21 protein-coding genes and 1 tRNA gene are annotated in these 21,321 nt (G+C 69.7%); 17 read left to right on the plus strand and 5 right to left on the minus strand.

Annotated features, from left to right (window positions below):
- Positions 1-394 (minus strand): acetyl-coenzyme A synthetase N-terminal domain-containing protein (locus tag NRB56_RS00005; protein ID WP_319942335.1); only part of this gene is annotated, 394 nt, incomplete at its 3' end.
- 205 nt (positions 395-599) lie between these two features.
- Between NRB56_RS00005 and NRB56_RS00010 the strand changes: the two genes are divergently transcribed.
- Positions 600-1,343: an oxidoreductase gene (locus NRB56_RS00010; protein WP_319942336.1), complete on the plus strand. Its 744-nt coding sequence runs from the start codon at positions 600-602 to the stop codon at positions 1,341-1,343.
- Between the two features lie 368 nt (positions 1,344-1,711).
- On the opposite strand, the gene NRB56_RS00015 is transcribed toward NRB56_RS00010, so the two are convergent.
- Positions 1,712-2,491 (minus strand): HAD-IB family hydrolase, encoded by a 780-nt coding sequence (locus NRB56_RS00015; RefSeq protein WP_319942486.1) that lies wholly within the window; start codon positions 2,489-2,491, stop codon positions 1,712-1,714.
- A gap of 849 nt (positions 2,492-3,340) precedes the next feature.
- Between NRB56_RS00015 and ssd the strand changes: the two genes are divergently transcribed.
- From ssd to NRB56_RS00050, 7 genes are all read left to right on the plus strand, one after another.
- Positions 3,341-4,417 carry a septum site-determining protein Ssd gene (gene ssd, locus NRB56_RS00020; protein WP_227837027.1) on the plus strand — a complete coding sequence of 359 codons (1,077 nt, stop codon included), beginning with the start codon at positions 3,341-3,343 and terminating at the stop codon, positions 4,415-4,417.
- Entirely contained in the window at positions 4,414-5,607 is a 1,194-nt protein-coding gene (locus tag NRB56_RS00025; protein WP_153338465.1) for a TadA family conjugal transfer-associated ATPase, read from the plus strand. The genes ssd and NRB56_RS00025 overlap by 4 nt, the downstream gene beginning before the upstream one ends.
- Positions 5,608-5,885: 278 nt before the next feature.
- Positions 5,886-6,569, plus strand: a complete 684-nt coding sequence (locus NRB56_RS00030; protein WP_319942337.1) for a type II secretion system F family protein — start codon at positions 5,886-5,888, stop codon at positions 6,567-6,569.
- On the plus strand, positions 6,566-7,162 hold the full coding sequence (locus NRB56_RS00035; RefSeq protein WP_153338466.1) for a type II secretion system F family protein: 597 nt from the start codon (positions 6,566-6,568) through the stop codon (positions 7,160-7,162). Before NRB56_RS00030 ends, NRB56_RS00035 begins: the two co-directional genes overlap by 4 nt.
- Positions 7,163-7,219: 57 nt before the next feature.
- Positions 7,220-7,432: a DUF4244 domain-containing protein gene (locus NRB56_RS00040; protein ID WP_153338467.1), complete on the plus strand. Its 213-nt coding sequence runs from the start codon at positions 7,220-7,222 to the stop codon at positions 7,430-7,432.
- A gap of 296 nt (positions 7,433-7,728) precedes the next feature.
- Positions 7,729-8,082, plus strand: coding sequence for a TadE family type IV pilus minor pilin (locus NRB56_RS00045; protein ID WP_319942338.1), 354 nt, complete (start codon positions 7,729-7,731; stop codon positions 8,080-8,082).
- A 200-nt stretch (positions 8,083-8,282) separates the two neighbouring features.
- Positions 8,283-8,624, plus strand: a complete 342-nt coding sequence (locus tag NRB56_RS00050) for an Rv3654c family TadE-like protein (RefSeq protein ID WP_319942339.1) — start codon at positions 8,283-8,285, stop codon at positions 8,622-8,624.
- 311 nt (positions 8,625-8,935) lie between these two features.
- On the opposite strand, the gene NRB56_RS00055 is transcribed toward NRB56_RS00050, so the two are convergent.
- Positions 8,936-11,359, minus strand: a complete 2,424-nt coding sequence (locus NRB56_RS00055; protein ID WP_153338469.1) for a DEAD/DEAH box helicase — start codon at positions 11,357-11,359, stop codon at positions 8,936-8,938.
- 436 nt (positions 11,360-11,795) lie between these two features.
- Between NRB56_RS00055 and NRB56_RS00060 the strand changes: the two genes are divergently transcribed.
- From NRB56_RS00060 to NRB56_RS00085, 6 genes are all read left to right on the plus strand, one after another.
- Positions 11,796-12,002 (plus strand): cold-shock protein, encoded by a 207-nt coding sequence (locus NRB56_RS00060; protein WP_019044597.1) that lies wholly within the window; start codon positions 11,796-11,798, stop codon positions 12,000-12,002.
- A gap of 332 nt (positions 12,003-12,334) precedes the next feature.
- Positions 12,335-15,208, plus strand: coding sequence for a type I DNA topoisomerase (gene topA, locus NRB56_RS00065; protein ID WP_319942487.1), 2,874 nt, complete (start codon positions 12,335-12,337; stop codon positions 15,206-15,208).
- A gap of 110 nt (positions 15,209-15,318) precedes the next feature.
- Positions 15,319-15,825 (plus strand): DinB family protein, encoded by a 507-nt coding sequence (locus NRB56_RS00070; RefSeq protein WP_153338470.1) that lies wholly within the window; start codon positions 15,319-15,321, stop codon positions 15,823-15,825.
- 233 nt (positions 15,826-16,058) lie between these two features.
- On the plus strand, positions 16,059-17,267 hold the full coding sequence (locus NRB56_RS00075; RefSeq protein ID WP_319942340.1) for a DNA polymerase III subunit delta': 1,209 nt from the start codon (positions 16,059-16,061) through the stop codon (positions 17,265-17,267).
- 82 nt (positions 17,268-17,349) lie between these two features.
- Positions 17,350-17,425, plus strand: a tRNA-Thr gene (locus NRB56_RS00080).
- Positions 17,426-17,577: 152 nt separating this feature from the next.
- A complete protein-coding gene (locus NRB56_RS00085) occupies positions 17,578-17,769 on the plus strand; it encodes a hypothetical protein (RefSeq protein WP_153338472.1) in 192 nt (63 codons plus the stop codon).
- A gap of 37 nt (positions 17,770-17,806) precedes the next feature.
- Here the strand turns inward: NRB56_RS00085 and NRB56_RS00090 are convergent, their stop codons facing one another.
- Positions 17,807-18,694, minus strand: a complete 888-nt coding sequence (locus NRB56_RS00090) for an SDR family NAD(P)-dependent oxidoreductase (RefSeq protein WP_319942341.1) — start codon at positions 18,692-18,694, stop codon at positions 17,807-17,809.
- Between the two features lie 99 nt (positions 18,695-18,793).
- Here NRB56_RS00090 and NRB56_RS00095 point away from each other — a divergent pair, with 99 nt between their 5' ends.
- The 3 genes from NRB56_RS00095 to NRB56_RS00105 all read left to right on the plus strand — a co-directional run bounded on the left by NRB56_RS00095 (position 18,794) and on the right by NRB56_RS00105 (position 20,668).
- On the plus strand, positions 18,794-19,495 hold the full coding sequence (locus tag NRB56_RS00095) for a TetR family transcriptional regulator (RefSeq protein ID WP_319942342.1): 702 nt from the start codon (positions 18,794-18,796) through the stop codon (positions 19,493-19,495).
- 91 nt (positions 19,496-19,586) lie between these two features.
- The gene (locus tag NRB56_RS00100) at positions 19,587-20,060 is read left to right on the plus strand and encodes a YbaK/EbsC family protein (protein WP_153338474.1); all 474 of its coding nucleotides are present in this window, start codon (positions 19,587-19,589) and stop codon (positions 20,058-20,060) included.
- Between the two features lie 143 nt (positions 20,061-20,203).
- Positions 20,204-20,668 (plus strand): flavin reductase family protein, encoded by a 465-nt coding sequence (locus tag NRB56_RS00105; RefSeq protein ID WP_153338926.1) that lies wholly within the window; start codon positions 20,204-20,206, stop codon positions 20,666-20,668.
- Here the strand turns inward: NRB56_RS00105 and NRB56_RS00110 are convergent, their stop codons facing one another.
- A complete protein-coding gene (locus NRB56_RS00110; RefSeq protein ID WP_153338475.1) occupies positions 20,669-21,295 on the minus strand; it encodes a LysE family translocator in 627 nt (208 codons plus the stop codon).
- Between the last annotated feature and the right edge of the window lie 26 nt (positions 21,296-21,321).

The raw sequence follows: 21,321 nt of genomic DNA on the forward strand, positions 1-21,321 counted from the left end.
GGTCGCCGGCCACCAGGCCCAGCCCGGTGAAGTAGTTGGCGGCCTGCGACACCTCCACGAGCAACTGCGCGTAGGTGATGTCGCGGGAGTCGCCCGGCTCACCCTCCCAGCGGATCGCGACCTGTTCCCCGTGCCCGTCGAGCACGTGCCGGTCGACGCAGTTGTAGGCGACGTTGAGTTTGCCGTCGGCGAACCAGCGCGCGACCGGGGCGTCGTCCCAGTCCAGGACCCGGGTGAACGGCTTGTGCCAGTGCAGGCGCTCGGCCTGCTCGGCCCAGAACGCCTCCCGATCGGCGGTGGCGCGGTCGTAGAGGGCGGCGTCGGCGTTCGCCGCGGCGGCGAACTCCGCGGTGGGCGGATACGAGTCTCGAGGATCGGCAGGGGTTTCGGTCATGTCGTCTCTTCTTTCGCATGCGCTTCCGGCCGGGGTGACCGCGGCCACGTTCCGACCCTAACGGACGGTAACCCGGGCCGGGGCCGCGTCCCGTCGGCACGGTGTGCGAGGGCGGAATCGCCCGTGGAACGAGTGCGGTAGGCGCCGGTTCGACGCCGTCCCGGGCCGGAATCCGCCGCGATCGGCCTGACAGTAGCGTTGAGGCGTGACCGACGTGCTGCGACCCTTGGCCGATCTGCCCGGTGTGCGCGAGGCGGCCGAACGGGCGCGCGACGCGCTCGCCGAGGTGCACATGCATCGCGCCAACCGCCGGGGCTGGGCCGTCACCGCGGCCGAGGCGGCGGTGCGGGCCGCGCGCGCGTCGGCCGCGATCGACGGAGCCGCCACCGAACTGCCACCCGACGGACAGGTCGCCGATCCGGTGCTGGCCGGGTCGCTACGGATCGGGCAAGCACTCGACGGTGACGCGCTGCGGAATCTCACCGGCGTCTGGCAGCGTGCCCCGTTGCAGGCGCTGGCCCGGTTGCATCTGCTGGCCGCGACCGATCCGGCCGCGGATCCGGAATCGCTGGGCCGCCCGCGCGCCGAATCCGGGGTCGCGCAACGGCTGGATCTGCTCGCCCAGACCGTCCTCACCTCCCACGCCCCGGCCCCGGTCGTGGCGGCCGTGGTGCACGGGGAACTGCTGGCGCTGCGGCCGTTCGGGACGGCGGACGGTCTGGTCGCTCGCGCCGCCGCACGGCTGGTCACGGTGTCCAGTGGCCTGGATCCACGCGCTCTCGGGGTGCCGGAGGTGTTCTGGTTGCGGCGCCGGCGGGCCTATCTCGACGCGGCCGCCGGATTCGCCGGCGGTGGCGCCGACGGGGTCCGTGCCTGGACCCTGCTCTGCTGCGAAGCGCTCGAGGACGGCGCGCGGGAAGCGCGTTCCATCGCCGACAGCGCCGCTTGATTCGCACACGCAAGCGGGCGGTGTGGTCCTCGTGACCTCACCGCCCGCTGGCACGGACAGCCCGGTTACCAAGCGTGCTGGTCGGGTTGTGTTCTGCGGCCTCGGCGACTCTCCGGTTCCCGGTGGTTCATCCCCGCAACCTGTGCGAGGCTCCCGCCACCGCGGCCCCGGATCTCGCAAGCCCACAACGCTGCTGCCCTTGTCGCGGCGCGCTCCGCGTGGGTGCCCGGCTTCCGTGCCGGGAAGGGTGGTCGGGAGATCGGGCCTTCTCTTCCGGCGCGACCCTGGCCTTCCGTCCTTCCGTGGCACCATTGTTACTCTGTGACCCGCCTCACATCAAGGGCTGTGGGGGAATCGAAATATGCAGGTCACGGCCGACGACGGAGCAACCGGTAACTGATGGCGCCTGCCAGCACCGCGCTGAGCCCGACCACCACGCTGGCGGCGATCGTCGTCGAGGAGGGTGTCTGGATCCGCGACCACAGCGAAACCGGGTCGGAGAACGTCAGGATCGGCCAGCCCCGCGTCGTGGCCTCCCGCCGCAGCGCTCGATCCGGGTTGACCGCGGTGGGATGGCCGACCGCCGACAGCATCGGCACGTCGGTGATCGAATCCGAGTACGCGTAGCACCGGGTCAGGTCGTAGCCGTGTTCCGCGGCGAGTTCCCGCAGCGCCCGCACCTTGCCCTCGCCGTAGCAGTAGAACTCGACAACGCCTGTGTACCTTCCGTTCTCGACCACCATCCGGGTCGCGGCGGTATGCGTCGCGCCGAGCGCGGCCGCGATCGGCGCCACGATCTCCTCACCGGAGGCGGACACGATCACCACATCGTGGCCGCGGATCTTATGGTCCGCGATCAGGTCGGCCGCCTCCGCGTAGATCAGCGGATCGACAATGTCGTGCAGGGTCTCCGCGACGATGGACTTCACCTGCTGGACGTCCCAGCCGGCGCACATCTTGGTGAGGTACTCCCGCATCCGCTCCATCTGGTCGTGATCGGCGCCGGAGAGCAGGAACAGGAAGTGCGCGTAACTGCCCTTGAGCACCGTGCCGCGGTTCAGCAGGCCCTGTGCGAAGAACGGCTTGCTGAACGCGAAGGCACTCGACTTCGCGATGACCGTCTTGTCGAGATCGAAGAAGGCCGCCACCCGGCCGGACTCACCGCCGGGATGGGTTCCCGTCGCGGCGTGTGCGACCGCGCCGGTCGCCGAGCCCGAGCCGTTGCCCGATGCGATGTGCGGGGATATCGCGCTCTTCGCGCCCGAGCCGTTGGTCCGCGCCTCGGCGCGATCCCCGGCGGACGCGTCGCTCACCGCGGACTCCGATTCGGCGCTCGCGCCGGACCTTGATTCGGCGCTCGCGCCGGACCTTGATTCGGCGCTCGCGCCGGACCCTGATTCGGCGCTCGCGCCGGTGGTCTCCGTCACGCGGTCAAGGATAGGGAACCCGGCAGTCGTGCGAGTGACCAGGTTCGAGGGGATGTGCGGAACCGGGGTGGTGGCGATCGGCGGACTTGCGTGGCGGCCGGTGCCTGGGTGTACTATTGCTGACACCTGGACATAGTCCGGGTGCGTTCAGCCCGACCCCCCGGGGCTGAACCCGACGGCCCCAGCCTCCTCCCCCCCGGCTGGGGCCGTCCTCTATTTCCGACCCGGTCGTTTCCGGTGGTACTAGGCATGCGATAGACGTCCGCTCTGGATCCTCGCGTCCCAATCCGATTGGTTCGCAGTGTGTTTCCGCGGCACGACGGTGGAATTGTCGCTCCCGTCGCATCCGGAGCCCGACGGTGGGCAGCCCGAAGTCGTTCGCCGACTGTGTCTTTCGTCTCCTGCCGAGGACTGTCGAGCTGCAGGCCGCTGCCGGGGGTCACCGCGGCACGGAGCGGAACCGAGCTTGTCTGTCACCGTGGGTTCCGATTCTGCTCACACCCCCCGAGTTGTCCACAATCGGCCGATCGGCACTGTCGGGAGTGGGACAGAGACGCGACTCTGGGCCGCATGGGTTCCGAATCGACCACAGCCTCCGCGCTGATGCTGATCGCCGAGCATCGGCTGCGTGACGAAGTCCGCCGGATCGCCGCTGCCGCAGACCGTCACCTCGATGAGCAATCCACGCCGCCGGGTCGCCGACTCTGGACCGGCGCCGCGCTCGTGGTGCTCGACAGCGCCACTGTCGCGACGGCCGAATTGTCCCGATATCCCCGGCGCCCCGACACCATCCTGGTCACGGAGGGCGAACCGGGCCTGCCCGATTGGCAGGCGGCCGCGACGGTGGGCGCCGATCACGTATTCGCGCTACCCGCCGATGCCGACCGTCTCATCGAGGCATTCGCCGAAGCTGAATCGACCGGCGAGGACGGCGCGGTGGTCGCGATAGCCGGCGCCACCGGTGGTGCGGGCGCCTCGATCCTGTCCGCGGCGACCGCCCTCGTCGCCGCCGACTGTCGTTTCCGCCCCGAAACCGTGGTCGTCGACGGTGACCGGCTGGGCGGTGGTATCGATCTCCTGCTGGGTGTCGAGGCGGTCGACGGCCTGCGCTGGCCCGATCTCGTCGTCCGCGACGGCCGGGTCGCCGCCTCCGCGCTGCACGCAGCTCTCCCCGCGGCCGCACCCGGTCTGGGCGTACTGTCCTGCGGCCGGGCTCTCGACGGCCGGGTCCCGGACGAACTCGGCCCCGCCGCGGTTCAGGCGGTACTGTCCGCTGCCCGCGGCGCCGGCGACCTGGTCGTGTGTGATGTGTCCGGCGAACGCGGCCCCCATGCCGACCGGATGCTCGAAGCCGCCGATCTCGTAGTCCTGCTGGTCCCCGCCCGCCTGCGCGCGGTCGCGGCCGCCCAAGCCGTGGCTGCTCACATCGGCGGCCGAAACACCAACCAGGCCTTGATAGTTCGAGGACCGGCTCCCGGCGGTCTCCGGGCGGCCGAAGTCGCCGACGCACTGGGTCTTCCGCTACTGGCCGCGGTCAGGGCCGAACCCGGCCTCGACGCTCGATTGGAGCGCCGCGGTCTGGGCTTGGCCCGCGGACCGCTCCGGACCGCCGCCGAGGCGGTCCTCGCCGAACTCGGTGCCCGATGACCACACTGGTGACTCCGGAACTGCTGGAACGGGTCCGCGAACGCCTGGCCGGCGAGCAGGCCGGCCCGGACCCGGCCAGACTGGCCGCCGCGATCCGCGCCGAATCCGCCGGCGTGCTCGGCGACACCGATCTGCTGCGCGCCCTGCGCCTGTTGCAGACCGAGATGACCGGCGCCGGCATCCTCGAACCGCTGCTGCACGATCCGCAGGTATCCGATGTGCTGGTCACCGCGCCCGACGCGGTATGGGTGGACCGAGGCCACGGCTTGCGCCGCACCTCCGTCACATTCCCCGACGAGGCCGCCGTGCGCCGCTTGGCGCAGCGCCTCGCCCTGGCCGCCGGCCGCCGGCTCGACGACGCACAGCCCTGGGTGGACGGGCGCTTGCCGGAACTCGAAGGCACACTGGGGGATTCGTTCGGCGTGCGTCTGCACGCGATCCTGGCACCGATCGCCCACGGTGGCACCTGTGTCTCCCTGCGGGTGCTGCGACCCGCGGCACACGACCTCGCCTCGCTCACGGCGGGCGGATCCATACCGGCGCCTGCGAAAGCGTTGCTGGAGCGCATAATTCGTGCCCGGCTGGCCTTCCTCGTGATCGGCGGAACAGGCGCGGGCAAGACCACATTGCTGTCCGGCCTGCTGGCCGAGGTGGATCCCGCCGAACGCATCGTGTGTGTCGAGGACGCCGCCGAACTCGCTCCGCCACATCCGCATGTGGTCCGGCTGGTATCGCGCACCGCGAATATCGAAGGCGCAGGGGCTGTTACGGTCCGTGATCTGGTTCGGCAGGCGCTCCGCATGCGTCCCGACCGCATCGTGATCGGCGAGGTCCGCGGGGCGGAGGTCGTCGATCTGCTGACCGCCCTGAACACCGGGCACGACGGCGGCGCCGGAACCGTGCACGCCAACTCGCCACGAGAGGTTCCCGCGCGGCTGGAAGCGCTTGCGGCGCTGGGCGGTATGGGCCGCGACGCCCTGCACAGCCAGCTTGCCGCCGCGGTTCAGGTGATCCTGCACATGCACCGGCGAGCCGACGGCACCCGTGCGCTCCGCGAGATAGGCCTCGTCGCCCGCGCCCCCGACGGCACCGTCACCATCGAAGCCGCTTGGCGCTGCGACGCGGTCCCCACGCCGGCCGCCGCGGCGCTGCACCACCTGCTCGACGAACGACTGGGTACCACGGCATGACCGCGTCGAGCGGTCTGTCGCCGGCCGTATCCCAGACCGTTTCGCCCGGCACCACACGTCGGCACTCGAAGTGGCGAGGCCTCACCGGATATCGCGGACCGGCATGGTCGGATGCCGGCGCGCCGGTCGTCCTGCCGTTCTGGACGGCCGGGCTCAGCGGTTGCGGACCACGGCCATGGGCGTTCGTCTGCTGTGCCTTCGCGTTGCTGGCATGGCCCGGGGGCAGGTCCCGCCGCCGACTGTCGGGGTTGCTCCGGCAGCGGCGATCGGAGTGGAATGTGCCGTCCCGGTCGCTGTTCCGGGCCGTCATCGTGGTCGTGGCCGTGACCGCGGCGCTCGTGGGTATCGGTGTGCTCATCGCCGTGTGCCTGGTTGCGGCGACGGTCGGTTACCGGATCCGGCGTGCCCGCGGTGTGCGGGAGCACGACCGGGAGTGCCGTGCGTTGGCCGAGGGGCTGGAGGCGGTGATCGGTGAACTACGGGTGGGCGCTCATCCGAGTGTGGCCGTCGCCACCGCGGCCGCAGATCTGACCGGAACAGCGGGACGGGCGCTGACGGTGGGGGCCGCGCGTGGTCGCCTCGGCGGTTCGGTGGCAGACGGCCTGTGTTCTCCCGGAACGGTTCTCCAGGCGGAGCTGTTCCGGATCGCGATGGCGTGGCGGTTGGCCGAGCAGCACGGTCTCGCGCTCGTCGAGCTGCTCGCCGCGGCGCGGGCGGACCTGTCCGGGCGGATGCGGTTCCGGGAGAGCGCCATCGCCGGGCTGGCCGGTGCCCACGCCACGGCGCTCGTACTCTCGGGGCTGCCTCTGCTGGGCGTCGCGCTCGGTGAGCTGATGGGCGCCCATCCGGTCGGTCTGCTGCTCGGCTCAGGTCCGGGAACGGTGTTGTTGCCGCTCGGTATCGCACTGGCCTGCGCGGGTGTGTGGTGGACCGATGCGATCACCGGGCGGGTGTCGCGATGACCGGAGCGTTCTCCGTGGTCTTGCTGGCCGCGACTGTTCTGGTGTTCCCGCATCGCGGTGCCGCCTCCGGCCGATTGCGCGAACTCATTGCGAAAGCGCCACTGACACAGAGTTTTTCGTCATCGAAGGCCGAGGACGACCCGTTGGCCGCGGCTGCTGTATTCGATCTGCTGGCAGCGTGTCTGCGGTCGGGGATGCCGATCTCGGCGGCTGCACGCGCGGTCGCCGTCGCGGCCGGGGGCCCGTTGGAGCCACCGCTGCGCCGGGCGGCCGATCTGCTGGCACTGGGCGCCGATCCGGTGGCCGCCTGGGAACGCGCGGCGGCCGATGCCCGCTCCGACGACCTGCGCACGCTGGCCCGGTTGATCCGGCGGTCGGCTCGGTCGGGCGCGGCCCTGGCCGATGCGGTCGCCGAGGTGGCGCAGCAGTGCCGCGCGGCCGTGAGCGACGAGGCCACCGCCCGCGCCGCTCGCGCGGGCACGCTGATCGCCGGGCCACTCGGACTGTGCTTTCTACCGGCCTTCGTCTGTCTCGGAATCGTGCCGGTGGTCATCGGTCTGGCCGATCGGGTGCTGGGTGGTGGGCTGCCGTGACCGGCGGCGGGATGTGGCACGGACGGACCGTGCCGATCGGAGAGGAAAGGGAGATCCATGCGATCGACGGTTCGAGGAGCGTTGCGCACGTTGCGGTTTCGCCTGACACTGGTTTGGGGAGACGATGCGGGCATGAGTACGGTCGAGTACGCGATCGGCACCATCGCGGCCGCAGCCTTCGGCGCGGTGCTCTACACGGTCGTCACCGGCGACAACATCGTGAGCGCATTGACCAAGATCATCGACCGGGCTCTGAACGCCACCCCCTGAGTCCTCGCCTTTGCGCGGACGCCATCGCTGATCCGTTCGTGCGAAACAGGATGCACGATCTCACCGCATCCGTCGCGGGACCGGCCGTCCGATCCGATGTGACGGAACCTCCGGGTGCGGCAGAAGCGCCCGTCGTCGCAGCCGCCGGAGCGTGGCGAGGTCCCGGTCCGGCCGCGTCAGGTATTTCGGGACCGATGTGGAGTTGGCGCGGGGCGCCGCCGGTGGCCGCCGGGCCCATGGCGTCGGGTGCCGTCGCGCCTGAGCTCATGGCTTCGGATCACCGGAGAGTGTGGCCGGTGGTTCGACGGTGGTGGGGTGGCGAAGATCGTGGCGCCGTCACCGTGGAGGCGGCGTTCGCGCTGGCGGCGTTGGTCAGCGTGCTGACGATGTGTCTCGGCGGGCTGCTGGCGGCCTCCAGCCAGGTGCGGTGTGTCGACGCGGCGCGGGAGGCGGCTCGACTGGTCGCGCGGGGTGCGGACGATGAGGCGGTTGTGGCGGCGCGGAGGGTGGCGCCGAGCGGAGCCGAGATCACCGTGCACGTCGACGGCGACGGGGTGAGCGCGACCGTCACCGCGCATACCCCGCTGTTGCCGCGACTGACGTTGCGCGCGACCGCCTTCGCGGTTCGTGAGCCCGGAGCCGCATCGTGAGCCCGCGGTCGCATCGAGTGCGCCGAGTCCGTGCCGAGCGGCCGGATCGATACTGCCGGGAGTCGGCGGATGGGCCGGCGGGGTCGGCCCCACGTCGTGAATCCACTGATCCGCCCGGCCCGATCGGGCTAGGGGCCGGTACGCGTGTCACGAGGGCTTGTGGCGGCGTGCTCCACCGGTCGATCGGTCGGGAGGACGGGGTGGCGACCGTCGCCGCTTGTCTTGCGGTGCTGGCGCTGCTGGCGGTCACCGGGCTGATCGGACAGGTCGGGGTGGTGGCCGTCGTGCGGCATCGAGTGCAGTCGGCGGCGGATCTGAGTGCGCTGGCGGGAGCCGGTGCGCTGGAGGACGGGATCACCGCGGGCTGCGCGCGGGCCGGCATGGTCGCCGGGCGCGCGGGATTTCGCCTCGACGAGTGCACGGTGGTGGATTGGGATGTGATCGTCACCGTGGGGGCGGAGATCTCGCTCGCGGCATTGGGATCTCGGCGAGTTCTTGCGAGTGCGCGGGCGGGACCGGTAGTTCCTTACGGAACCGAATGAATACCGAACGGTTGGTGATGGCGGCTTTAACTGGGCCATGCCGTAGACCCCTCCGGGGCGCCTTTGGAAATTGCCGAAATGGAGTACGAAATATTCGCGCTCCGCTCAATTGCGGGCCGCCGCGTTGCGCCATTCCCGAGTTCGCGCAGCTCGCAGTTAATTCACTCGAGCAACGAAGTAGTTAACATGATGGATTTCCTTTTTATTCGGCCGCGAATGTGTCCGTTCGGATCGAAGACGCGCCCGAAGTCGGTCGGTGCGACGCGCGCGACGCAGATCACGACACGAGGAAACGGAGGACGACTGTGCCGTCACGGTTGCGGCACGCCGCCGTTATCCGACTGGTCGTCCGATTCCCCGGTCGGAGTCGCGCCGGCGCGGAGTTCGGCGAGGACGGCCGTCAGCAGAGCCGCGGCACCCTCCTTGTCCAGCGGATGGTTGCCGTTGCCGCACTTCGGCGACTGCACGCACGACGGGCAGCCACTGGGGCAGGCACAGGATTCGACGGCCTCGAGTGTCGCGGTCAACCAGGTACGCAGCTCGCCGAAGCCCCGCTCCGCGAATCCGGCCCCACCGGCGTGGCCGTCGTAGACGAAGACGGTGGGCAGTCCGGTGTCGGGATGTTCGGCGGTCGACACGCCGCCGATGTCCCAGCGGTCGCAGCTCGCTACCAGCGGCAACATGCCGATCGCGGCGTGTTCGGCCGCGTGCAGGGCACCCGGCAGGCGGCGGGCGTCTATGCCCGCCCGGGCCAGCAGACGCGGGGTGACCGTGTACAGCACGGCCCGGGTGGGCAGGGTCTGCTCGGGCAGTTCGAGTTCCACCAGGTCCAGCACCTCCCCGGTGGGCAGGGTGCGCAGGTAGGCGACCACCTGCCGGGACACGTCCACCTGCGCCAGCGCGGCGGTGACCTCGCCGAATCGGTGCTCGGTGGTCACGTCGGCGATCCCGATCGATGTCACGGTCCGCGGGCTGGTGGTCCAGCCGGGCTGGTCGGCGTGCACGAAGGCGACGCCGGCCTCCAGGTCCAGGTCGTCGACCACGTAGGTCTCGCCCTGGTGCAGGTGGACCGCGCCGGGATGCAGGGTGCCGAGGGCGCGGCCCGCGTCGGCGGTACCGAGCAGCCGTCCGGTCTCCTCGTCGACGATGGCGACCTGGGTGCCGATGCCGCCGCGCACGTCGACGGCGTCGTGCGGCTGCTCGGTGGTGGTGGCGTACCACCGGGCCGGTCCGCGGCCGTTGGTCCGGCGCCGGATCAGGCCGTCGGCGGCCAGTTCCGCGGCCACCTCGGTGGCGCCGAGTTCGGCGACCTCGAGATCGGTCAGCGGATGTTCCAGCGCCGCGCAGACCAGGTGCGGAGCGAGCACATACGGATTGCGCGGGTCGGTGATCGTGGCCTCCACGGGCCGCCCCAGCAGGGCCTGGGGATGGTGGACCAGGTAGGTGTCCAGCGGGTCGTCGCGAGCCACCAGGACCACCAGCGAGCCCTGGGTACGCCGGCCCGCGCGGCCTGCCTGCTGCCAGAACGAGGCCACGGTTCCGGGGAAGCCGGCGATCACCACCGCGTCCAGTCCGGCGATGTCGACGCCCAGCTCCAGCGCGGTGGTGGTGGCGGCGCCGAGCAGGGTGCCGTCGTTGAGGGCCGACTCCAGTTCGCGCCGGTCGTCGGCGAGATAGCCGGCCCGGTAGGCGGCCACCCGGCCGGCGAGGTCCGGGTCGATCTCGGCGAGCAGCCGGCGGGTGTCGATCGCGACCGTCTCGGCGGCCCGGCGGGATCGGACGAAGGTCAGCGTGCGGGCGCCCTCGGCCACCAGGTCGGTCATGATCCGGGCCGCTTCCGAGGCGGCCGGACGCCGCACCGGGGCGCCGTTCTCGCCGCTGATCGCGGGCAGCAGCGGCGGTTCCCACAGCGCGACGGTACGGGCCCCGGCCGGGGAGCCGTCCTCGGTGACGGCGACGCAGCGGGCGCCGATCAATTCACTCGCCGCGGCCGCGGGTTCGGCCGTGGTGGCCGAACAGAGGACGAAGACCGGGTCGGCGCCGTAGTGCGCGGCCAGCCGCCGCAGCCGGCGCAGTATCAATGCGACATTCGAACCGAATACACCGCGATAGGCGTGGCATTCGTCGACCACGACATAGCGCAGCCGGCGCAGTACCCGCGCCCAGCGCTGATGCGATCGCAGAATACCCAGGTGCAACATGTCGGGATTGGTGAAGATCCAGCGGGCATTCGCACGGACCCATTGCCGTACCTCGCCCGGTGTGTCGCCGTCGTAGGAGGCGGGATGGACAGCACGCAGCGCGTTGTCGTGGGTGAGTGCCGACACCGCGCGCAATTGATCGGCGCCCAGCGCTTTGGTCGGAGCCAGATACAACGCCGTGGCCTGGGGGTCCCGGTGCAGGTCGGTCAGTATCGGCAGCTGATATCCCAGTGATTTGCCGGAGGCCGTACCGGAACTGACCACCACGTGCCGGCCGGTCACGGCGTACTCGGCGGTCCGGGCCTGGTGTGACCAGGGCGTGACCACGCCGTTGGCCCGGAATGCCTCGATGACCTCCGGGGCCGCCCAGGTGGGCCAGTCCGTGACCTGCGCGGATCGCGCCGGCAGCTCGGCGAGATGGGTGAGCCGCGCGGCCCCGTCCGGCACGGCGGCCAGGACACGGTCCAGCAACACGCGGCCGTATCCGGCGGCCGTATCCGGCGTGGTGTCGGGTGTCGTGCGCGTCGGGTTCATTCGACCGTGATCGCGACACGCTGAAGAACTGTGAACCATGTGTGTGGTGTGTGCCCTACCTGCCATTTCACTACAGAGTAGCGATCTGTATCACACCCCCATTGCCTGACGTCAACCCGGTTATCGCGAAGCAAACCTACCTCAAGTACGGATTTGAGCATTCGAGCCCTCACCTGCGCATTCGCAAGATCATCTTTTTTGCAAATTGTCGGTAACTCGACTGTTGAATTGCTCGGAGACATGGTTCACTGGTTCCTGGTCGCAAGCTTCTGTGTTCGAGGGAACGGATCCAAAGTCCAACACCATCAGCAGGATCGATGTTGCGAACGGTGTGCTTGATGCTTCCTGCAGGGGGAACAGAGTACAGCGGTCGGAACGGGCCCGGTGGACGAACCTAACTAGTCTGCCGTTCCGGTATGGAAAGAGAAGGAACAGAATGGCACAGGGAACTGTGAAGTGGTTCAATGCGGAGAAGGGTTTCGGCTTCATCGCGCCCGAGGACGGCTCCGCTGACGTCTTCGTTCACTACTCCGAGATCCAGGGGACGGGCTTCCGCACCCTCGAGGAGAACCAGAAGGTCGAGTTCGAGGTCGGCCAGGGCACCAAGGGCCCGCAGGCCACCGGAGTTCGCGCGCTCAGCTGAGCGGTAACCCAACAGGTCCGAAGGCTACGTCCCTCACCGCCCACCGCGGTGGGGGACGAGCCGTTTCCGGGCCCAGTACACTCGACCGCGAAAGGGGCATCGCCTCGCGCCGACTACCGGCGCGGCGATCTGCGCACCCGCTGCATCGGGGGCGCGATGCTGAAACACGGTATAAACGTCTCTGGCGGGGATAGCCTCTTCCGCCGCTTGCCCCAGCCGCGCGCTGCGCTCCTGCGTCGCGCGGGTCGACAGGAAAGGTGTGTTCGCCGGTGGCAACACGAGACCGAAACGCCTCAGCAGGGCCCGACCAGGGTCGTCACGTGCGTCGTCTCGTGATCGTGGAGTCACCTACCAAGGCCAAGAAGATCGCTCCGTATCTCGGGCGCGGATACGTCGTGGAGGCCTCGGTCGGGCACATCCGCGATCTGCCGCGCGGCGCGGCCGACGTGCCCGCCAAATACAAGGGGCAGTCCTGGGCGCGGCTCGGCGTCGACGTCGACAACGACTTCGAGCCGATCTATGTCGTCAGCCCGGAGAAGAAGAGCAAGGTCACCGAGCTCAAGCGACTGCTCGAGGACGCCGACGAGCTCTATCTGGCCACCGACCCCGACCGTGAGGGCGAGGCCATCGCCTGGCACCTGCTGGAGACCCTGAAGCCCAAGGTCCCGGTGCGGCGCATGGTGTTCCACGAGATCACCGAGCCGGCCATCCGGGCCGCCGCCGCGGATACCCGTGAGCTGGACAACGATCTGGTCGACGCGCAGGAGACCCGGCGCATCCTGGACCGGCTGTACGGCTACGAGGTCAGCCCGGTGTTGTGGAAGAAGGTCATGCCGCGGTTGTCGGCGGGCCGGGTGCAGTCGGTGGCGACCCGCATCATCGTGCAGCGCGAGCGTGAGCGGATGGCGTTCCGTTCGGCCGAATACTGGGACATCGCAGGCAAATTCGACACCGGGGGCGGTTCGGCCGACGCCGCGAATCCGCGCACCTTCGGCGCCAGGCTGGTCACCGTCGACGGATCCAGGGTGGCGAGCGGCCGTGACTTCGGTTCCGACGGGAAGCTGAAGTCCGGTGGCGTGACCGTGCTCGACGAGGCGCATGCCCGGCGGCTCGCGGAAGCGTTGACGGGTGCGGACTTCCGGGTCTCCTCGGTGGAGTCCAAGCCGTACACCCGCAAGCCCTACGCGCCGTTCATGACGTCCACGCTGCAACAGGAGGCCGCGCGCAAGCTGCGGTTCACCTCCGAGCGGACCATGCGGGTCGCGCAGCGGTTGTACGAGAACGGCTACATCACCTACATGCGTACCGACTCGACCACGCTGTCCGAGTCGGCGATCGCCGCCGCCCGCGCGCAGGCCACCCAGTTGTACGGCGCCGACCATGTGCACCCGACGCCGCGGCAGTACAACCGCAAGGTCAAGAACGCGCAGGAGGCGCACGAGGCCATCCGGCCCGCGGGCGACACCTTCGCCACTCCGGGCCAGCTGCACGCGCGGCTGGACCAGGACGAATTCCGGCTGTACGAACTGATCTGGCAGCGCACGGTCGCCTCGCAGATGGCCGATGCCCGCGGTACCACTCTCACCGTGCGGATCACCGGCCACGCCGGTACCGGCGAGGAATGCGTGTTCTCCGCCTCCGGTCGCACCATCACCTTCGCGGGTTTCCTGAAGGCGTACGTCGAGAGCGTCGACGAGGATTCCGGCGGCCAGTCCGACGACGCGGAGTCGCGGCTGCCCGCGCTCGCCGAGGGGCAGGGCGTCTCGGCCGCCGAACTCACCCCGGACGGGCACACGACCAACCCGCCGTCGCGCTACAACGAGGCGTCGCTGATCAAGGCGCTGGAAGAGCTGGGTATCGGCCGGCCGTCGACCTACGCGTCGATCATCAAGACGATTCTCGACCGCGGTTACGTGTACAAGCGCGGCAGCGCGCTGGTCCCGTCGTGGGTCGCGTTCGCCGTGGTCGGACTGCTCGAGGAGTATTTCGGCCGGTTGGTCGACTTCGACTTCACCGCGGCCATGGAGGACGACCTGGACGCCATCGCCGGTGGCCGGGAGCGACGCGGAAACTGGTTGTCCAGCTTCTACTTCGGCGGCGACAACGGCGTCGAAGGTTCGGTGGCCCGGTCGGGCGGCCTGAAGAAGATGGTGGGCCAGCAACTCGACGACATCGATGCGCGCGAGGTCAACTCCATCAAGCTGTTCGTGGACGATCAGGACCGCGATGTGGTCGTGCGGGTCGGCCGTTACGGGCCGTACCTGGAGCGAATGGTCGTCGACCCGGACGATCCGGACGGCACGCCGGTGTCGCAGCGCGCCAACCTGCCCGACGATCTGCCCCCGGACGAGCTGACCCCCGAGGTCGCGGAGAAGCTGTTCTCGACCCCGCAGGAGGGACGTTCGCTCGGCGTCGACCCGGCCACCGGGCACGAGATCGTCGCGAAGGAGGGCAGATTCGGGCCCTACGTCACGGAGATCCTGCCGGAACCGGCCGCAGACCTCGATACGAAGACCAACGCCAAGAAGAAGGCCGACGCGAAGCCGAAGCCGCGGACCGGCTCGCTGTTCAAGTCGATGGACCTGGCCACCATCGGCCTCGACGACGCGCTCAAGCTGCTGTCGCTACCCCGGGTCGTCGGCGCCGATCCGGCGTCGGGCGAGGAGATCACCGCGCAGAACGGCCGTTACGGCCCGTATCTGAAGAAGGGCACCGACTCCCGTTCGCTGACCGGCGAGGATCAGATCTTCACCGTCACGTTGGACGAGGCGCTGCAGATCTACTCCGAGCCCAAACGGCGCGGCCGGCAGGCGGCGAGCGCGGCCGCGCTGCGGGAACTGGGCGCCGACTCCGCCACCGGCAAGCCGATGGTGATCAAGGACGGCCGCTTCGGTCCGTACGTCACCGACGGCGAGACCAACGCGAGCCTGCGCAAGGGCGACGAGGTCGAATCCATCACCGATGAGCGGGCCTCGGAGCTGCTGGCCGAACGTCGTGCCAAGGCGCCGGTGAAGCGGCCGGCGAAGAAGGCCGCCAAGAAGGCGGCCACCAAGACGGCCGCGAAGAAGACGGCGGCCAAGACGGCGGCGAAGAAGACCACCGCCGCGACGAAGACGGCGGCGAAGGCGACGACCGCCGCGACGAAGACGGCGCGGAAGGCCCCCGCGAAGAAGGCCGCCGCGAAGGCCACCACGGCGAAGAAGTAGTTCGGCGAAACGCCTTCTCATCGGCGGAAATCGGTCCCGGGCCGATTTCTGTCGGTGTCCTGCCGTACCGTGACCAGCCATCGAAGCCCGCTCGAGCGGAAGGACCCGCGATGGCCGTCGACACCGAACGCGAAGATCTGATCGGCATGCTGGCGAGCCAGCGCGATCTGTTCCGCATCACGCTACGCGGGATCGAGGACGATCAGGCGCGCCAGCGCACCACCGTGAGCGAGCTGACCCTCGGCGGTCTGCTCAATCATGTCGTCAACGTCGAGCGGCACTGGTACACGATCATCGTGGAGCGCGACGAGACGGCGACATTCGATGTCTCCCGAATGGATTCGGAGTACCGGCTCGGTCCCGACCAGACCGTCGTGGACCTGCTTGCCACCTGGGACGAGGTGGCGCTGGAGACCGAGAAGCTGATCCGCGACCTCGACAGCCTGGACACCTCGATCCCGTTGCCGACCGCGCCGTGGTCGCCCGAAAGGCAATGGTGGACAGTACGTTTCGCGGTGCTGCACATCCTCCGGGAGATCTCCCACCACTCCGGGCACGCGGACATCATCCGGGAAGCGCTCGACGGGGCCAACACCACGTATCAACGCGCTTCGTAACGGCGACAATTGATGCCATCTGCTCGAAAAGGTATGCGATCGGCGACTTTTCGACGCTGGATCAGCGCGCCGCCCGAACCGATACGGCCGCAACGTCGTTCACGTGACGCCGCGACCGTTTGCGAAGTTTGCGAGTATTCCGGAATTGGCCGCACCGCGGCGGCGGCGCGTGACAGTGGCCACGGCGCGACGGCGAAAGTTCGCTGTCGGTGCCGGACGTTAGGGTGTACATCGTGGCGGGAGTCTTCGATCGGCTGGTCGGCCAGGACGCGGTCGAGTCCGAACTGACCGCTGCCGCGGTCGCCGCGCGCAGCGGTGAGTCGTCGTCGGCCATGACCCATTCCTGGTTGTTCACCGGCCCGCCCGGGTCCGGCCGGTCCGTCGCCGCGCTGTGTTTCGGCGCCGCGCTCCAATGCACCGATCCGGGCACACCCGGGTGCGGGCGCTGTCACTCCTGCACCACCACCATGGCGGGCACCCACGGCGATGTGCGCCGGGTCGTGCCCGAGGGGTTGTCCATCGGTACGAAGGAGATGCGCGAGATCGTGCAGGTCGCCGCGCGGCGGCCGAGTACCGGCCGCTGGCAGGTCGTGCTGGTCGAGGATGCCGACCGCCTGACCGAAGCGGCCGGCAACGTACTGCTGAAGGTCGTCGAGGAGCCGCCGGAACGCACGGTGTTCCTGCTCTGCGCCCCCTCGGTCGACCCCGAGGACATCTCGGTGACGCTGCGCTCCCGTTGCCGGCACATTCCCTTGGTCACCCCGTCCGCCCCGGCAATCGCGCAGGTCCTGCGCGAACGCGACGGGCTCGACGACGAGACCGCCGCCTGGGCTGCCTCGGTCAGCGGCGGCCACGTCGGCCGCGCCCGCAGACTCGCCACCGACGCGGAGGCCCGCACCCGCCGCACCCGCGCCCTCGCCCTGGTCGGCGCCACCGCCCGCCCCGGCGCCGCGTACGCCGCCGCCGACGAACTGGTCAAATCCGCGGAGGAGGAGGCCAAGCAGGTCAGCGCCACCCGCGACGAACGCGAACGCGAGGAACTGGCCACCGCCCTGGGCGCCGGCGGCACCGGCAAGGGCACCGCGGCCGCCACCCGAGGTTCCGCCGGCGCCCTCAAGGATCTGGAACGCCGCCAGAAATCCCGCGCCACCCGAACCGGCCGCGACGCCCTCGACCGCGCCCTCATCGATGTCGCCGGCCTCTACCGCGACGCCCTCGCCGTCCGCCTGCGCGCCGCCGGTCCCAGCGGCACCGGCGTCACCCTCACCCACCCGGACCTCCCGGACCAGATCCGTGCCCTGGCCGCCGAGGTCCGCCCCGAGGGCCTGCTGCGCTCCATCGAGGCCGTCCTAGCCTGCCGCCAGGCCCTCGACCAGAACGTGAAACCTCGCTTCGCGGTCGCGGCCATGGTCGCCACCATGATCGCCGCCCGCGCCGCTTGACCGGCCCACACCCCGGCCCACCCGGACCACCCGTTTTCGCGATCCGGCCACGAGACGATAGACTTCGACGGCCGGAAGGCACGCCGCCTTAGCTCAGTCGGTAGAGCGCTTCACTCGTAATGAAAAGGTCGGGGGTTCGATTCCCCCAGGCGGCTCCACAATTCCCCCCTTCACAGGTTGCGACGACAGCCGCCGGTGACGTCGGGTTGCGCTCGTCGGTCGGCGGCTGTCGTAACTTTGCCCGGTTGCCCGGTTGCCCGGTTGCCTCGTCTCGGTCGGAGTTGGGGTGGGTTCTCGATAACCTGCTGTCATGTACAAGGTTCTGTGGGTCGACGACCCGGTCTGGTGCCGCCGCGCCGGCGAACCGATCGAGATCCCGAATGCCACTCGCGTCATCAACGAAATGGTCGAGCAAGGGTGGCAGTTGCACTCGGCGGTGTCCGGAAACGATTCGAGCAGTGCGGCGAACAAGGGCCTTTATCTGACGTTCTTCCGCACCTGAGCCGGCGGGTGCGCCGATCGAGATCGGTTGTGGTTGTTCACGATCGGACGTCGGGGAAGCTCACTCCGCGCTGGGCGTGCCAGCCGCCCGTGGTGGCGTCGTCGTGGTCGGTGGAGCGGCTCAGGTCGGCCCATTCGGCGTCGATGTCGACTCGGTGCTGCCAGGCGTCGCGGCCGATCTCGTAGGCGTCGCTGCCGGCGAGGATGCGCAGTGGGGGGTTGTCCAGGGCGGCGACGGTCAGGACCAGGCCGGCCACCTTGCGGGGGTCGCTGGTCGCGGTGTGCTCGAAGTCGGCCATGGCGGCCACCGAGGCGCCGAGGGTGGCTCTGTACGGCTCGCTGATCGGGGGAATGGTCATCGATGAACCGCCCCAGTCGGTGCGCATGCCGCCGGGCTCCACGACGGTGACCTTGATGCCCAGCGCGCCGACTTCGGCGGCGAGGGCTTCGCTGAAGCCGCCGACCGCCCATTTCGCGGACTGGTAGGCCGTCATGCCGGGGCCGCCGACGCGGCCGCCCACCGACGAGATCTGGATGATGCGGCCGCCACCCTGTGCGCGCAGGACGGGCACCACGGCCTTGGTGACATAGACGGTGCCGAGGAAATTCGTCTCGATCTGCCGGCGGAAGACGTCCAGGGTGGTGTCCTCCAGGGCTACGCGGTCGCCCTGACCGGCGTTGTTGACTACGACGTCCAGGCGGCCGAAAGCGGCGACGCCGTTGGCGACCGCCGCTTCGGCGGCGGCCGGGTCGGTGACGTCCAGGGCCTCGACGTGGATGTGGTCGCCGTACTTCTCGACCAGATCGTCGAGGGCGCGGGGGTTTCGGGCGGTGGCGACCACGCGGTGGCCGGCGTCCAGGGCCTGCTCGACGATCTGCCGGCCGAGGCCGCGCGAGGAACCGGTGACGAAGAATACCGAGCTCACGGTGGTGAGTCCTCTCTGACGGTTAACGCAATCTGCTTGCGTTAGTGACGCTAGGCCGATCCGGCGGTTAAGTCAATGGCATTGCGTTATCGTGTGGGGGTGGGTTCGACGAGACAACGCGCCCGATCCGTGCAGGACAAGGAACTGCGGAAAGTCGCTCTGCTGGACGCGGCGCGGGAGTTGGCGGCGGAGCAGGGGGTGCGGGAGGTCACGCTGACCGCCGTGACCGCGCGGGTCGGACTGCACCCGTCCGCTCTGCGGCGGTATTTCGAGTCCCGGGAGGAACTGCTGCTCGAACTCGCTCAGGGCGGGTGGGCGGACTGGCGGGACGGGCTGCTGGCGGAACTGGGGGCGGCACGAGACCTGGAGCCCGAGCGGGTCGCGGCCCTTGTCGCCGAAACTATGGTGCGGTTGCCGCTGTTCTGCGATCTGCTCACGCATGTCGCGCTCAGCCTGGAGGGCGCGGTGCGGATCGAGCGGGCGCGGCAGTACAAGCTCGCGGCGGGCGGAGCCTACGACCGGATGGTCGTGGCCGTGGTCACCGCGTCGGCGGACCTCGACAAGGTGGCGGCGCAGCTGCTGCTGACGGGCGCGATGACCATCGGGGCATATCTGTATCAGCTGTCGCAACCGACCGAGACGCTGCGCCGGCTGTACGAGGAGCAACCACGGTGGGCGCACACGGCGCTGCATTTCCGTGAACAGCTGACCACCTTGCTCACGACGATCGCGCTGGGGGCGCGGCCGGGTGTGCGGCCCGATGTCGGTGGTCCGCTGCCGGATGTGGTCGCCGGTGGCTAGGGTGGCGAGTTGCCGCGGGAATGCCGTTGCGGTGGTGTCGGATTCGGGTGCCCGGCCAGCGACGCACAGCTTGCACCTCTACTCTGGTGCCATGCGCAGGTCGTTGCCTCCGGTCGCATCCCGGGTGTCGGACACGCTTATCGCGCGTGGGCACCACGGGGTGATCATCACGCAAACCGAGCCCACGCATTCCGCCGAACAGGCGGCGCGGGCGCTCGGAGTGGACGTGGGCGCGATCACCGAGTCGATGGTCTACCTGCTCGACGACGAACCGGTGTTGCTGCTGGTTTCCGGATCCCATCGGGTGGATCTGGAGCGGACCGGGCATCGGCTGGAGGGGACGCTGGAACCCGCTCCGGCCGCGACCGCGCGCGAGGTGACGGGCCAGCCGATCGGGGGGATCGCGCCGGTGGGGCATCCCACGAATCTGCCCACCTACGTGGACAATGCGCTGTCCGGGTATCGGGAGTTGTGGGCGGCCGGGGGCCATCCGAACACTGTTTTTCGCACCTCGTTCCCCGAGCTGGTGCGCATCACCGCGGGGCTGTCGATCGACGTCGACTAGGCGATGTGACGTCGGTCATCGGGACTCGCGGCGAGGGCTGCGCCGGCCCGACGTAGTTTGGAACGGTGAGTAGATCTCCCGACGCGGACCTACGAGCGTCCGTGGGCTCGGACGGCATCCCGGCCGACCAGTACCGGTCGGCCATGCGGCACTACCCGGCCGGCGTGACCATTGTGACGCTCGCCGGTGCGGACGGGCCGGTGGGGTTTACCGCCACCTCGTTCGCCTCGTTGTCGCTGGAGCCGCCGCTGATCTCCTTCAATATCGCGCACACCTCCTCGAGTATCGCGGCGATGCTCGGCGCGGATTCGCTGGTCGTGCACTTCCTCGGCGAACATCAGCAGGAGCTGGCGCGCCGGTTCTCCCGGGAGGCCGGGCAGCGGTTCAGCGAACCGGACCTGTGGACGACTCTGGAGACCGGTGAACCGGTGCTGCACGGCACTCCGCTGTGGGTGCGGGCCACCGTGCGGGAGCGTTTCGCCGTCGGCGACCACACGTTGGTCGTGGGTCTGGTCACCCGGGTGCACGACGACACCGGTAGCGCGCCGCTGGCCGCGCCCTTGCTGTACTACAACGGCGCCTACCACCGCGCCACCGCACTGGACTGATCAGGCCGCCGACGCCGCGGTCCCGATGCCCAGCGCCGTCAGCACGCCCGCGCTGATCTGCTCCAGGCGGGCCCGGGTGCGCGGCCGCCGCAGCAGTTCGATCGCACGGGCGGCCAGCGTCGCCAGCAGCACCATTTCGACGGCGGCGACCGTCGATTCGATCGCTCCGAGGGCCAGCGCGTTCAGGAAGGTGACCGCCGTGAGGAACTGCGGGAGCACCGCCAGATAGAACAACCCCACCTTCGGATTCAGCAGGCACGACAGCAGTCCCGCCGTGAAGGCGGACGGCACCGTCGCCGTCGTGGCCCGGCCGGTCTCGGGCTCGTCGGCCGCGGTGCGGGCCCGGCGGTGCTCGATCAGCGTCCGAATCCCCAAGTACACCAAGTAGATTCCGCCGATCACCTTCACCGCCCGGTACACGGTGGCGGATTGCTCCAGCAACGCCGCCACGCCGGCCGCGACCACGGTTGCCCAGACGATGCCACCGACCGCGGAACCGAGGGCCGCGGCGATCCCGTGCCGACGCCCGGCGATCGAGAATCGCAGGACCAGAAAGGTGTCCGGGCCGGGGGTGATGGCCAGCAGTACACACAATCCGGTGAAGCCGAGCAGCAGGGAGACGGTCATCCGTCGATGAAAGCGCAGGTCGGCCC

Origin of the sequence: Nocardia aurantia (assembly GCF_009604425.1) — a bacterium.
In the GTDB taxonomy this organism is placed as follows: domain Bacteria; phylum Actinomycetota; class Actinomycetes; order Mycobacteriales; family Mycobacteriaceae; genus Nocardia; species Nocardia aurantia.

Coding starts and splice junctions, on each gene's coding strand:
- NRB56_RS00025 (WP_153338465.1), top strand. CDS start 4,414: ATGACCACACTGGTGACTCCGGAACTGCTGGAACGGGTCCGCGAACGC.
- NRB56_RS00085 (WP_153338472.1), top strand. CDS start 17,578: ATGTACAAGGTTCTGTGGGTCGACGACCCGGTCTGGTGCCGCCGCGCC.
- NRB56_RS00070 (WP_153338470.1), top strand. CDS start 15,319: ATGGCCGTCGACACCGAACGCGAAGATCTGATCGGCATGCTGGCGAGC.
- NRB56_RS00060 (WP_019044597.1), top strand. CDS start 11,796: ATGGCACAGGGAACTGTGAAGTGGTTCAATGCGGAGAAGGGTTTCGGC.
- ssd (WP_227837027.1), top strand. CDS start 3,341: ATGGGTTCCGAATCGACCACAGCCTCCGCGCTGATGCTGATCGCCGAG.
- NRB56_RS00040 (WP_153338467.1), top strand. CDS start 7,220: ATGCGATCGACGGTTCGAGGAGCGTTGCGCACGTTGCGGTTTCGCCTG.
- NRB56_RS00110 (WP_153338475.1), bottom strand. CDS start 21,295: ATGACCGTCTCCCTGCTGCTCGGCTTCACCGGATTGTGTGTACTGCTG.
- NRB56_RS00055 (WP_153338469.1), bottom strand. CDS start 11,359: ATGAACCCGACGCGCACGACACCCGACACCACGCCGGATACGGCCGCC.
- NRB56_RS00105 (WP_153338926.1), top strand. CDS start 20,204: ATGCGGCACTACCCGGCCGGCGTGACCATTGTGACGCTCGCCGGTGCG.
- NRB56_RS00100 (WP_153338474.1), top strand. CDS start 19,587: ATGCGCAGGTCGTTGCCTCCGGTCGCATCCCGGGTGTCGGACACGCTT.
- NRB56_RS00035 (WP_153338466.1), top strand. CDS start 6,566: ATGACCGGAGCGTTCTCCGTGGTCTTGCTGGCCGCGACTGTTCTGGTG.